This is a genomic window from Streptomyces viridiviolaceus (genome assembly GCF_014650995.1).
Taxonomy (GTDB): domain Bacteria; phylum Actinomycetota; class Actinomycetes; order Streptomycetales; family Streptomycetaceae; genus Streptomyces; species Streptomyces viridiviolaceus.
This window is the reverse complement of sequence record NZ_BMWA01000025.1, coordinates 13,436-25,960: the sequence shown is the minus strand read 5'-3', so window position 1 is coordinate 25,960 and position 12,525 is coordinate 13,436. Positions and strand designations below refer to the sequence as shown.

At 72.3% G+C, this 12,525-nt stretch carries 10 protein-coding genes; 3 read left to right on the top strand and 7 right to left on the bottom strand.

The window, feature by feature from the left end; genetic code table 11:
- Positions 1-6: 6 nt before the first annotated feature.
- Entirely contained in the window at positions 7-1,389 is a 1,383-nt protein-coding gene (locus IE260_RS30605) for an aldehyde dehydrogenase family protein (RefSeq protein WP_189877753.1), read from the bottom strand.
- A gap of 8 nt (positions 1,390-1,397) precedes the next feature.
- Entirely contained in the window at positions 1,398-2,768 is a 1,371-nt protein-coding gene (locus IE260_RS30600; protein ID WP_189877751.1) for a glutamine synthetase family protein, read from the bottom strand.
- A 98-nt stretch (positions 2,769-2,866) separates the two neighbouring features.
- On the opposite strand from IE260_RS30600, the gene IE260_RS30595 reads away from it, so the two are divergent.
- Both IE260_RS30595 and IE260_RS30590 read left to right on the top strand, forming a co-directional pair.
- Positions 2,867-3,622 (top strand): FadR/GntR family transcriptional regulator, encoded by a 756-nt coding sequence (locus IE260_RS30595; protein WP_189877749.1) that lies wholly within the window; start codon positions 2,867-2,869, stop codon positions 3,620-3,622.
- A 71-nt stretch (positions 3,623-3,693) separates the two neighbouring features.
- Entirely contained in the window at positions 3,694-4,443 is a 750-nt protein-coding gene (locus tag IE260_RS30590; RefSeq protein WP_189877747.1) for a gamma-glutamyl-gamma-aminobutyrate hydrolase family protein, read from the top strand.
- A gap of 410 nt (positions 4,444-4,853) precedes the next feature.
- Here IE260_RS30590 and IE260_RS30585 read toward each other — a convergent pair whose 3' ends face one another.
- A complete protein-coding gene (locus tag IE260_RS30585) occupies positions 4,854-5,801 on the bottom strand; it encodes a LysR family transcriptional regulator (protein ID WP_189877745.1) in 948 nt (315 codons plus the stop codon).
- 70 nt (positions 5,802-5,871) lie between these two features.
- Here IE260_RS30585 and IE260_RS30580 point away from each other — a divergent pair, with 70 nt between their 5' ends.
- Positions 5,872-7,029 (top strand): TDT family transporter, encoded by a 1,158-nt coding sequence (locus IE260_RS30580; protein WP_189877743.1) that lies wholly within the window; start codon positions 5,872-5,874, stop codon positions 7,027-7,029.
- Here IE260_RS30580 and IE260_RS30575 read toward each other — a convergent pair.
- The 4 genes from IE260_RS30575 to IE260_RS30560 form a co-directional block, all read right to left on the bottom strand.
- The gene (locus IE260_RS30575; RefSeq protein WP_189877741.1) at positions 6,956-7,675 is read right to left on the bottom strand and encodes a helical backbone metal receptor; all 720 of its coding nucleotides are present in this window, start codon (positions 7,673-7,675) and stop codon (positions 6,956-6,958) included. The two genes, IE260_RS30580 and IE260_RS30575, sit on opposite strands and share 74 nt — an antisense overlap.
- On the bottom strand, positions 7,672-8,241 hold the full coding sequence (locus IE260_RS30570; RefSeq protein ID WP_189877739.1) for a helix-turn-helix domain-containing protein: 570 nt from the start codon (positions 8,239-8,241) through the stop codon (positions 7,672-7,674). The genes IE260_RS30575 and IE260_RS30570 overlap by 4 nt, the downstream gene beginning before the upstream one ends.
- Before the next feature lie 413 nt (positions 8,242-8,654).
- On the bottom strand, positions 8,655-11,273 hold the full coding sequence (locus IE260_RS30565; protein ID WP_189877737.1) for an ABC transporter permease/substrate binding protein: 2,619 nt from the start codon (positions 11,271-11,273) through the stop codon (positions 8,655-8,657).
- On the bottom strand, positions 11,266-12,354 hold the full coding sequence (locus IE260_RS30560; RefSeq protein WP_189877736.1) for a quaternary amine ABC transporter ATP-binding protein: 1,089 nt from the start codon (positions 12,352-12,354) through the stop codon (positions 11,266-11,268). The genes IE260_RS30565 and IE260_RS30560 overlap by 8 nt, the downstream gene beginning before the upstream one ends.
- Positions 12,355-12,525: the final 171 nt, after the last annotated feature.

Below are 12,525 nucleotides of genomic sequence, written 5' to 3'. Positions count from 1 at the left end.
CTTCGCTCACTGTGCGGGGCCCTCCGTGCTGATGAAGACGTTCTTGGTCTCGGTGAAGGCGGTCAGCGCGTCCGGGCCGAGTTCACGGCCGATGCCGGACTGCTTGAACCCGCCGAACGGGGTCCAGTAGCGGACGCTGGAATGGGAGTTGACGGACAGGTTCCCGGCGCGGACGGCGCTCGACACGCGCAGGGCGCGGCCCACGTCCCGGGTCCAGATGGAGCCGGACAGCCCGTAGTCGGTGGCGTTGGCGAGGCGGACGGCGTCGGCCTCGTCCTCGAAGGGCAGGACGACGGCGACGGGCCCGAAGACCTCCTCGACGGCCACGCGCGCGTGCGGATCGACGCCGGTGAGGACGGTGGGCGGGTACCAGAAGCCGGGGCCCTCGGGGGCCTTGCCGCGGACGGCGTCCGCGTCGGCGGGGACGTACGAGCGGACGCGCTCCAGCTGGGTACGGGAGATCAGCGGGCCCATCTCGGTGCGTTCGTCGGCCGGGTCACCGACGAGCACGGACTCGATCGCGGGGGCGAGGAGGCCGAGGAAGCGGTCGTAGGCGGTGCGCTCGACGAGGATGCGGGTGCGGGCGCAGCAGTCCTGGCCGGAGTTGTCGAGGAAGGACATGGGGGTGGCGGCCGCCGCGGCCTCCACGTCGGCGTCGGCGAAGACGATGTTGGGGCTCTTGCCGCCGAGTTCCAGGGTGACGCGCTTGAGCAGCGCCGAGCCCTTCGCCAGCACCTGTCTGCCCACGCTCGTCGACCCGGTGAAGACGATCTTGGCCACGCCGGGGTGTTCCACGAGTGCGTCGCCGGTGATGGTGCCGTGGCCGGGAAGCACCTGGAACAGGCCCTCCGGCAGCCCGGCCTCCAGGGCGAGTTCGGCCAGGCGGAGGGCGGTCAGCGGGGTCGTCTCGGCGGGCTTGAGGAGCACCGCGTTGCCGGCCGCGAGTGCGGGGGCCGTGCCCCAGGCCGCGATCGGCATGGGGAAGTTCCAGGGCGCGATGACGCCGACGACGCCGAGCGGTTCGAGCATCGTGACGTCGAGGCCGCCGGCGACCGGGATCTGCCGTCCGGTGAGCCGCTCCACTCCCCCGGCCGCGTAGTCGAGCAGGTCGCGGACGTTGCCCGCCTCCCAGCGGGCGTTGCCGATGGTGTGCCCGGCCTCGCGGACCTCCAGCCGGGCCAGTTCCTCCACGTGCCCGTCGACGACGGCGGCGAAGCGGCGCAGGTGCCGGGCGCGGTCACCGGGCGGGAGGGCGGCCCATGTCGTCTGCGCCCGCGCGGCCCGGGCGACGGCGGCGTCGACGTCGGCGGCGGACGCCGCGGGGACGGTGGCGACGACCTCTTCGGTGGCCGGGTTCAGTACACGCAGCTCGGATGACTCGTGGGACAAAAGTGGCCTCACATGCGTTCGAAGGAGCGGCGCAGCTCCCAGTCGGTGACCGCGGCGTCGAAGGCGTCCAGTTCGACGCGGGCCATGTTGCGGTAGTGGGCGACGACCTCGTCGCCGAAGGCGGCCTTGGCGATCGTGCTGTTCTCCCAGAGCTCGGCGGCCTCGCGCAGGGTGGTCGGTACGTGCTCGAAGCCGGCGGTGTAGGCGTTGCCCGGGCAGGGCTCGGGCAGCTCCAGCCGCTGTTCGACGCCGTGCAGGCCGGCCGCCACCATGCCCGCCACGGCGAGGTAGGGGTTGACGTCGCCGCCGGGCAGCCGGTTCTCGAAGCGCAGGGAGCGGCCGTGGCCGACCACGCGCAGGGCGCAGGTGCGGTTGTCGTGGCCCCAGGCGACGGCGGTCGGGGCGAAGGAGCCGGGCTGGAACCGTTTGTAGGAGTTGATGTGGGGGGCGTAGAGGAGGGAGAAGTCCCGCAGTGCGGCCAGCTGCCCGGCGAGGAAGTGCCGCATGAGCGGTGACATCCCGTCCGGGTCGTCCGGGCCGCCCGCCATGGCGTTGGTGCCGCTCTCGTCGGCGAGCGAGAGGTGGATGTGGCAGGAGTTGCCCTCGCGCTCGTTGTACTTGGCCATGAAGGTGAGCGACATGCCCTCCTGGGCGGCGATCTCCTTGGCGCCGGTCTTGTAGATCGCGTGCTGGTCGCAGGTGACGAGGGCCTCGTCGTAGCGGAAGGCGATCTCGTGCTGGCCGGGGTTGCACTCGCCCTTCGCGGACTCGACGGTGAGGCCGGCGCCCGCCATCTCGTTGCGGATGCGGCGCAGCAGGGGCTCGATGCGGCCCGTGCCGAGCACCGAGTAGTCGATGTTGTACTGGTTGGCCGGCGTCAGCCCGCGGTAGTTCGCGTCCCAGGCCCGTTCGTAGGTGTCCCGGAAGACGATGAACTCCAGCTCGGTGCCGACCTGCGCGGTGCAGCCGTGGTCGGCGAGGCGCTCCAGCTGGCGGCGCAGTATCTGGCGGGGTGCGGCGACCACCGGGGTGCCGTCGTTCCAGGCGAGGTCGGCGACGACCATCGCCGTGCCCTCGTTCCAGGGGACACGGCGCAGGGTGGCGGGGTCGGGGTGCATGGCGAAGTCGCCGTAGCCGCGGTCCCAGGACGACATGGCGTACCCGTCGACGGTGTTCATGTCGGCGTCGACCGCGAGGAGGTAGTTGCAGCCCTCGGTGCCGTGCTGGAGCACCTCGTCGAGGAAGAAGCGCGCGGCGAACCGCTTGCCCTGGAGGCGCCCCTGCATGTCGGGGAAGGCCAGGACGACGGTGTCGATGTCACCGCCGGCGACGAGGGCGTGCAGCTCCTCGACGCCTAGCGGGGGTGTGCGGTCTGCCACGGGAGAGCCTCCTCAGTGCTGCTGCGGGCTTCGACGACCGGCCCCGGCGGTCATAAGGTATTGCTGGAGACCATTGCTTGGAAAGGGGGCGCGACCACATGACGGAGGAAGCCGGCGGCATTCGGCAGGATCCCGGCGGCCCGGTGTCGGACCGGCTCGCGACGGTGCTGCGGCCGGTGCGGGCCGGCAACGGCTTCGAGGAGGCGCTGGAGCAGATCCTGCAGGTCCTGCGGCTGGGCCTGGTACCGGAGGGCGAGCGGCTGCCGGCCGAGCGGGAACTGGCGGAGCGGCTGGGGATCAGCCGGGTGACGCTGCGGGAGGTCCTGAAGGTGCTCCAGGACCAGGGCCTGGTCCGGGCGCGGCGCGGGCGGTACGGCGGAACGTTCGTGCTGCCGCGGGCCGGCGCGGGCGGCGAGGACGAGCTGCGGCGCCGGGTCTCCGGGATCGACGTCGAGGACGTGCTGCGCTTCCGGGAGGTGCTGGAGGTGGGCGCGGCCGGTCTGTGCGCCGCGCACGGGCTGCCGGACGAGCGGGCGCGGCGGCTGCGCCGGGCGCTGGCCCGCACCCATGACGCGCCCCTGGCCGACTACCGCCGCCGGGACACCCTGCTGCACCTCACGCTCGCGGAGCTGTGCGGCTCCCCGACGCTGACCGCGCAGTACGCGGCGGTCCGGGCGACGGTGAACGACCTCCTGGACTGCATCCCGCTGCTGGTGCGCAACCTGGAGCACTCGCAGCGCCAGCACACCGCGCTGGTCGAGGCGGTGCTCGACGGGGACGCGGACGGGGCGCGGGAGATCATGCGGGAGCACTGCGCGGGGACGGCGGCGCTGCTGCGCGGCTTCCTGACCTGAGCGGCCGCCGGTCTTGCCGTACCGCGGCACTCTCGGCAAAGGTGTGGGGCGAGTCCATTGCGGGAGGTCGGATGGCGGGCAGGCCGCTGATCGGCGTGAGTACGTATCTGGAGCCGGGGGCGCGCTGGGGGGTGTGGGAGCTGGAGGCGGCGCTGCTGCCGGCCGGGTACCCGCGGCTGGTGCAGCGGGCCGGCGGGCTGGCCGCGATGCTGCCGCCGGACGTGCCGGAGCACGCCGCCGCGACCGTGGCCCGCCTCGACGGCCTGGTCATCGCGGGCGGCCCGGACGTGGAGCCGGTCCGCTACGGCGCGGCGCCCCACCCGCGCACCGGCCCGCCCGCCCGGGCCCGGGACGCCTGGGAGCTGGCGCTGATCGAGGCCGCGCTGGCGGCACGCGTCCCGCTGCTGGGCATCTGCCGGGGCATGCAGTTGCTGAACGTCGCCCTGGGGGGAACGCTCGTCCAGCACATCGACGGTCACGCCGAGGTGGTGGGCGTGTTCGGCGGCCACCCGGTCACGCCGGTGCCGGGGACGCTGTACGCCGGTGTCGTCGCGGAGGAGACGTTCGTGCCGACGTACCACCACCAGGCCGTGGACCGGCTCGGCACGGGCCTGGTCGCCTCGGCGCACGCGGCGGACGGAACCGTGGAGGCGGTGGAACTGCCGTCCGCCGGCGCATGGGTGCTCGGTGTCCAGTGGCATCCGGAGATGGGCGAGGACGTGAGGGTGATGCGGGCACTGGTGGATGCGGCCGGGGCTGCCGCTGAGCGCGTACGTCGCCCGGGACCGCCCCCAGGGGACGGCGACGCACATCCCGGGTAGGCAGGCCCCACGCGGGACGTCACCCGGCCCGCACGCAGGCCGCGCGAGCGGAACGCGGCCCACACCGCCAACGACGGCCCCCGGACGAACTTCCGCCCACGCCCCCGGCACGACCTGACCATCGCGCACAGGCCGCATGCGAACGAACACGGCCCACACCGCCAACGACGCCCTCCGGACGAACCCCACCACCGCCGTCCAGCGCCCCCAGCAGCCGCCCACCGACCTGGCCATCGCACACCGAGCCGTATGCGAGCGAACACGGCCCGCACCCACCACGACGGCCCCCGAACGAACCCGCCCAGCAACCTCAGCCCACGTGCGAGCGCATGCGACCCCGCCGACCACGACGGGCCCCGGACAGCCCCGCACCCGCCGCTCCGCGCAACCGCGAGACCCGCCCGCGGACCTCAGCCCCGGGTCAGCGACAACAGCTGTCGCGCCGGGCCCGTCGGGCGGTGGCCCGTCGGCCAGACGGCACGCAGGTCGCGGGCCAGGGCGACGTCCGCCACGGGCACGCTGACCAGGCGTCGCATCGCCAGTTCCTCGCCGACGGCGAGTTCGCTGAGGACCGCCGGGCCCGCGCCGCTCACGGCGGCCGCCTTCACGGCCGTGGTCGACGACAGCTCGATCAGGGGGCGGGCCAGGCCGCCCAGGGCCGCGTCGAGGACCTGACGGGTCCCCGAGCCCTTCTCCCGCAGGATCAGCGGCGTCGACGCCAGTTCCTGGGCCGCCAAGGGACGTCGGCGGCGGGTCCACGGATGGCCGGGTGCCGTCACGACGATCAGGCGGTCGTGCGCGATGACCGCGGAGTCCAGGCCGGGCGGGACGCTGACGCCCTCGACGAACCCCAGGTCGGCCTCGTCCGACAGCAGCCGCTCCGCCACCGCCGCCGAGTTCCCGGCGAGCAGCGACACCGCGGTGTCCGGCAGTTGGGCACGCAGCGCGAGCAGCCAGCCCGGCAGCAGGTACTCGGCGATCGTCATGCTCGCCGCCACCCGCAGCCGCGAGTCGCGCCGGTCCCGCAGCGCCTGTGCGCCCGCGTCGAACGCCTCGGCCGCCTCCACGATCCTGCGCGCCCAGTCCGTGACCAGCGCGCCCGCGTCGGTGAGCCGGGAACCGCGCGGCGACCGGTCCACCAGGGCGACCCCCAGCTGCCGTTCCATGGAACGGATCCGGCTGCTGGCGGCCGGCTGTGTGATCCCCAGCTCGCGCGCCGCCCCGCCGAGACTCCCGAGCCGCGCCACCGCGAGCAGCAGCTCGAGTGCCCCGAGATCCGGCACCCGGTGCGCCAGCGAGCCCGCCGCCTGCCGCCCCGTTCCGTCCTGTCCGTACTCGGTACCGCCCACCCTGCTCATAACCCCAGCTTATGTCCTCATAGAGGCATGCTCCCTGGTCGGCGCCCCCGGCCACCGGAACCGTGGAAGCATGGTCACCGCAGCCCAGCCCCTCTCCCCCGCAGCCACCCGTCCCCGCCGCGCGCCGGCCGTCCGTCACCTCGGGCCCAACTGGTACGCCTGCGTCATGGGCACCGCGATCGTCGGCACCGCCGGGTCGGCGCTCCCCGGGCACGTGCCCGGTCTGCGCGCCGCCTGCGTCGCGGTATGGGTGCTGTCCCTGGTGCTGCTGGCGGTGCTGCTCGTGGCCCGGTCCCTGCACTGGCGGCACCACCGCGACCAGGCCCGGGCCCATCTGCTCGACCCTGCGGCGGCCCCGTTCTACGGCTGCCTCGCGATGGCCCTGCTGGCCGTCGGCGGCGGGGCCGTGACCGTCGGCCGGGACTGGATCGGCACACCGGCCGCGGTCGCCCTCGCCACGGTGCTGTTCACCGCCGGGACGGTCATCGGACTCACGGCGGCGGTCGCCGTCCCGTACCTGATGGCCGTACGCCACCGCATCGAGCCGGGGCAGGCCTCCCCGGTGTGGCTGCTGCCGCTCGTCGCCCCGATGGTGTCCGCGGCCGTCGGGCCGCTGCTGGTCCCGCACCTGCCGCCGGGGCAGCCCCGCCAGACACTGCTGTTCGCGTGTGTCGCCTTGTTCGGGCTGAGCCTGCTCGCCACCCTGGTGACGCTGCCGGTCGTCTTCGCCCGGCTGATCACCGGCGGTCCGCTGCCGCTCGCCCTCACCCCGACGCTGTTCCTGGTGCTCGGCCCGCTCGGACAGTCCACGACCGCCGTGGGCAAGTTCGCGGACGTGGCGCCCGGGGCCGTGCCGGCCTCCTACGGCGAGGGCTTCGGCGTGCTGGCCGTGCTCTACGGCGTGCCCGTGATGGGCTTCGCGCTGCTGTGGCTGTGCCTCGCCACCGCGCACGTCGTCCGGGCCCGGCGGCAGGGCATGGGCTTCTCGATGACGTGGTGGTCGTTCACGTTCCCGGTGGGCACCTGCGTCACCGGCGCCGAGGCGCTGGCCCGGCACACCGGGCTCGCCGTGTACGACGGTCTCACCGTCGTGCTGTACGTCGTCCTGGTCGCGGCCTGGGCCACGGCCGCCGTGCACACCGCGCGCGGGCTGGTCAGCGGCGCGCTGCTCGCAGGGCCTCGCCCAGCGACCGGGGCGCCTCGGCCAGGGACGGCCCGTACCAGGTGAGGTGCCGGCCGTCGACGAGGGCGCGGGGCAGCCCGGGGAAGGCCTCCGGGCCATCGTCGGCGGTGAAGCGGTACGGCTCGTCCGGCAGCACCACGACGTCCGGCCCGGCGGCCCGCAGTTCCTCGACGGGCACCTTCGGATAGCGGTCGTGGTGGCCCGCGTAGAGGTTGTCGACGCCGAGGCGCGCCAGTACGTCGCCCGCGAAGGTGTCCCGGCCCAGCACCATCCACGGCCGGCGCCAGATCGGCACGACGGCCCTCGTACGGCGCTCCGGCAGCGGCAGGGCCGACCACGCCTGTTCCGCCTTATCCAGCCACCGGGGCCGGGCGCCCGCGCCGCAGGCCGCCAGCACTCGGGCCAGCTCGCCGAAGGCCTGCGGTACCGTCCGCACCTCCGTCACGAGGACGTCGACGCCTGCCGAGCGCAGGGCCTCGATGTCGGGGGCGCGGTTCTCCTCCTCGTTGGCGATCACGAGGTCGGGGGCGAGGGAGAGGATCCGCTCGATCTTCGGGTTCTTGGTGCCGCCGACGCGTACGACGTCCAGTCCGGCCGGGTGGGTGCACCAGTCGGTGGCGCCGGCCAGGGCGCCGGGCACCGTGCGGGCCACGGACTCCGTCAGCGAGGGCACCAGGGAGACGACTCTCACCGGCGCGACCGGTCCCGGACCGCCTCGATGTGCTCGGCGACCGCCACGACGATCAGCCGGGTGTCGGGCACCGTCGCCCGCCAGCGGTGCCGCACCCCGCCGGTGAGGTACAGGGTGTCGCCGCGCCCCAGCCGGTAGGCGCGGCCCTCGGCCTCGATCTCCACCGCACCCTCGGCGACGAACATCAACTGGTCGTTGCGGTACTGCAGTTCACGCCCGGCGTCATGGTCGCCGGTGAACTCCGAGGCGTGCATCTGGTGGTGACCGCGCACCAGGGAGCGCACCCGGGGTGCCAGCTCCGGGTCGGGTTCCTCGGCACGGACCACGTCCACGCTGCACGCGGGGTCGGCGGCGGCGAGCAGTTCCACCGCGGTGGTGCGCAGGGCGTCGGCCACCTTCTCCAGGGAGCTCTGGCTCGGCCGGGCCCGGTCGTTCTCGATCTGGCTCAGGAAGGGAACGGACAGGCCGCTGCGAGCGGACACGACGGCAAGGGTGAGCTCGAGCGCGCGGCGCCGCCGCCGTACGGCCGCGCCCACCCGAAGGGACTGGTCTTTGTGGTCGCCCATCGCTCCGGCTCCCTCCTTCGCCCGTCGCCGTGCCGCCCCTGTGCCCTTACCCGGGCGCCGTCCTCTTGATGAGTTCTCTGCACCCTACGCATGTTCGGCAAACCGTTTCATGCGCCCGTCACATCGACGTCACGCTGCGGTGGACACGACCTCACAGTTCACGCCACGAGATCGTCTGCCTGTCCACCGTGCCGGGCCCTCCTTCTTTTCAAGGCACGGGCGGCTCCGCGTGTTCCCGCCCGCCCCCGGGCGCCGGTCCGGGCGCTGCTCGGGCCGCGGCATGGCGCTCCGTGGTTGTCCGGATCCTTACCGTGCTCCCTCCGGAGACGGCCCGAGGGGCGGGCCCGGCCGCGCGCCGTCAGGTGGCGCGGCCGGGCCCGCCCCTCGGGGACGGTCCGTACGACGGTGGCGGATTACCTCGGTGTCATCCGCTCGACCATGTCCGGGTGCTCCTTCAGCCAGGCGGCCACCGCTTCCTCCTCGTGGCCCTGGCCGCGGTCCTTGATCTCGCTCTCCAGGGTGCCGAGCTCGTCCTCGCTCATGCGGAAGTTCTTGATCCACTCAGTGAGCTGCGGGTACTGCTCGGGGAACTTCTTGTGGGCGATGGTGTGGATGGTGTTGTTCTCGCCCCAGAGCTTCTTGCCGTCCTTCAGCTTGGTCAGCTCGTACTCGCTGTACGCCCAGTGCGGTGACCACAGGGTGACCGCGACGGGCTCCTTCTTGGCGAGGGAGCGCTTGAGCTCGGCCAGCATCGCCGGCGTGGAGCCGTCGACGACCTCGTACTCCTTGTCCAGGCCGTAGCCCGGCAGGACCTTCGTCTTGAGCAGGTTCATCTGGCCGGTGCCCGGCTCGATGCCGATGATCTTGCCGTCGAAGAGGTCGGCCTTGCCCTTGAGGTCCTCCATGGACTTGACGTGCTTGACGTAACTGGGCACGGCGATCTCCAGCGAGGTCGGCTGGTACCAGGTGCCCAGGTCGACGAGGTCGTCCTTGCTCTTCTCCCAGTAGTTCTTCTGGGCGTGGGGCAGCCAGGCGTCGAAGTTGAGGTCGAGATCGCCGGAGGCCAGGCCGGTGTAGACGGGGCCGACGTCCATCTGCTTGAGGTTCAGCTTGTAGCCGCGGCGCTCCAGGACGTTCTTCCACAGGTACGTGACGGCCACGTCCTCGTCCCAGGGGAACCAGGCCACGTCCAGGGGGCGCTTCGCCTCGGCCGGGGCGGAGCCGGAGCCGTCCTCGACCGGGGCGAACTTGTCGACGATGCCGGGGTTGTCCCCCAGCCAGGCACGGACGGCGTCCTGCTGCTTGCCCTTGCCGGCCTTGTTGATCTCGGCCTCCAGGCTGGTGAGCTGCTTCTCGTCCAGCTCGAAGTCCTTCAGCCACCGGGCGACCGTGGGGTCGTCGCCGGCGAAGCCCTTGCGGGACAGCGTGTGCACGCCGTCGCCCTCGCCCCAGGCACCCTTGGGGTCCTTCAGCTTCTTCAGGTCGTAGTCGTTGTACGCCCAGTGCGGGGACCAGAGCGTGACGACGATCGGCTCCTGCTTGCTGTAGGCCCGCTTGAGCTCGGCCAGCATCGCCGGCGTGGAGCTGTCGACGACCTTGTACTCCTTGTCGAGGCCGTACTCCTTGAGGACCTTGCTCTTCAGCAGGGCCATCTCGCCGGCGCTGGACTCGATGCCGGTGATCTTCCCGCCGAAGGCCGCGGCCTTGCCCTTGAGGTCCTCCAGGGAGTTGACGTCCTTCATGTACGCGGGGACGGTCAGCTCCAGGGAGGTCTTGTCGTACCAGGAGCCGAGGTCGTCGAGCCGGTTGCCGTACTTCTTCCAGTACTGCTCGTGGGTGGTCGGCAGCCAGGAGTTGGTGACGATGTCGATGTCGCCCTGCGCGAGCGAGGTGTAGAGCGGCCCCGCGTCGAACTGCTTGGCCTCGACCTCGTAGCCGCGCTGCTCGAGGATCTCCTTCCACAGGAAGGTGGAGGCGACGCCCTCGTCCCAGGGGACGTAGCCGAGGGTGACCTTCTTGCCCTGGCCGACGTTCTTGCCGTCGGCGACGGCCTCGGAGTCGCCGGAGCCGCCGAACATGCCCATGCCGCCGGCCACGAGGGCGAGGATCACCACGCCGACCACGGCGACCTGCGGACGCGGCCGGTAGGACCAGATCTTCAGGCCCCCGGCGGCGGCGCGCGCCTTGGCGGCGGCACGGCGGCCGAGCGGGGAGACCTGGGTGCCGAGCGCGCTGGTCATCCGGTCCAGGTAGATCGCCAGGATCACGATGGCCACGCCGGCCTCGGAGCCCAGGCCCACGTTGAGCTGGCCGATGGCCTCGTTGACGTCGCCGCCGAGGCCGCCGGTGCCGACCATGCCGGCGATCGCGGCCATGGACAGGCCGAGCATGATGACCTGGTTGACGCCGGCCATCACCGTGGGCAGCGCCAGCGGGAGCTGGACGCGCAGCAGGGTGTTGCGGGGCGTGGTGCCGAACGCCTCGGCAGCCTCGACCAGCTCCTTGTCGACCTGCCGGATGCCCAGCTCGGTCATGCGCACGCCCGGGGCGAGCGCGAAGATCAGGGTGGCGACGATGCCCGCGGAGGCGCCGGTGCCGAAGAAGAGGATCGCCGGGATGAGGTAGATCATCGCGGGCAGCGTCTGCATGAAGTCCAGCACCGGCCGGACGATGCCGCTGACCCGGTCGGAGCGGGCCGCCCAGATGCCGACCGGCACCGAGACGACCAGCGCGATGATCGTGGCGACGAGCACGAGGGAGAGCGTGATCATCGCGTTCTCCCACAGTTCGAGGGAGTCGATGAAGGCGAATCCCACGAAGGTGAGGACACCCGCGAGCGTGCCGCGCAGCCAGAAGGCGATCACCGCGAAGATGCCGACGAGCAGCAGCGGCTCGGGGGCCTGGAGGACGGCGTTGATGCCGTCGTAGGTGCCGGTGAAGACGGCCTTGAAGAAGTCGAAGAGCCACGCCACGTGGTCGAGCAGCCAGTCGACCCCGTCGTTGACCCAGTCGCCGAGCGGAATCCTAGGCACGGGCCATCACCTTCTCGCCGCCCTTGCCCCGCGGGCTGTCGCAGGAGCCGGCTTCGCCCTGCTCGTCGCCCAGGAAGCCGACGAGGCGCTGCCTGGGGACGACTCCGACGAGGGCGCGCTCGGCGTCGAGCACCGCCACGGGGTGGGATACGCGCGCGCTGATCGCGCACAGCTCGCTGAAGGGCGTGTCGGGCGTGGCGGTCTCGCAGGCACAGTCGGCCTCGTCGCCGCGCAGCTCCGTGTCCATGACGGCGCCGGCGGTGAGCACGCGGGATCGGTCGACGTCCTGGGTGAAGGAGGCGACGTACTCGTTGGCGGGGCGGATGAGGATGTCCTGCGCCGTGCCGATCTGCACGATCCGGCCGTCGCGCATGACGGCGATGCGGTCGCCCAGTCGCATGGCCTCGTTGAGGTCGTGGGTGATGAAGACGATCGTCTTCTTCAGGGTCTTCTGCAGTTCGAGCAGCTGGTCCTGCATGTCGCGGCGGATCAGCGGGTCGAGCGCGCTGAAGGACTCGTCCATCAGCAGCAGGTCGGCGTCGGTGGCGAGCGCGCGGGCCAGGCCGACGCGCTGCTGCATGCCGCCGGACAGCTCGTCCGGCCACGACTTCTCCCAGCCGGCCAGGCCGCACAGGGCGAGCGCCTCGTCGGCGCGGCGTTCGCGCTCGGCGCGGGGCACGCCCTGCACTTCCAGGCCGTAGGCGGCGTTGTCGCGGACACTGCGGTGCGGGAAGAGCGCGAAGTGCTGGAAGACCATGCTGATCTTCTTGGAGCGGACCTCGCGCAGCCCGCGGTCGCTGAGTTCGGTCAGGTCCTGGCCACCGAACCGGACGTGCCCGGCGGTCGGCTCCAGCAGGCCGTTGAGCATGCGCAGCAGCGTGGACTTGCCGGACCCGGACAGGCCCATGACCACGAAGATCTCGCCGGGCTCCACGGTGAAGGAGGCGTCGATGACGGCGGCCGTGGTGCCGTCGGCACGCAGTTCCTCCCGGTCGGCGCCCTGGCGCAGTCGTTCGACTGCCTGGTCGGGTCGTCTGCCGAACACCTTGTACAGGTGCTCGGCTTCAAGCCTTGCTGACACGCTTACCTCTTGCGTCGGGGACAGGGGCCGGGATGCGAAGCCTCGCTAACAGTTGAATGCATCAACCAGCTTCGACCCGGGTGCGCGCCTGCCCCCTTGCCTCGAGGTCAAACGTACGAGTGACCCGGTTCACATCTCCTTCACGCCCCGTACACGTGTCCTCCGCACGGG

Coding starts and splice junctions, on each gene's coding strand:
- IE260_RS30580 (WP_189877743.1), top strand. CDS start 5,872: ATGGTCACCGCAGCCCAGCCCCTCTCCCCCGCAGCCACCCGTCCCCGC.
- IE260_RS30590 (WP_189877747.1), top strand. CDS start 3,694: ATGGCGGGCAGGCCGCTGATCGGCGTGAGTACGTATCTGGAGCCGGGG.
- IE260_RS30570 (WP_189877739.1), bottom strand. CDS start 8,241: ATGGGCGACCACAAAGACCAGTCCCTTCGGGTGGGCGCGGCCGTACGG.
- IE260_RS30585 (WP_189877745.1), bottom strand. CDS start 5,801: ATGAGCAGGGTGGGCGGTACCGAGTACGGACAGGACGGAACGGGGCGG.
- IE260_RS30595 (WP_189877749.1), top strand. CDS start 2,867: ATGACGGAGGAAGCCGGCGGCATTCGGCAGGATCCCGGCGGCCCGGTG.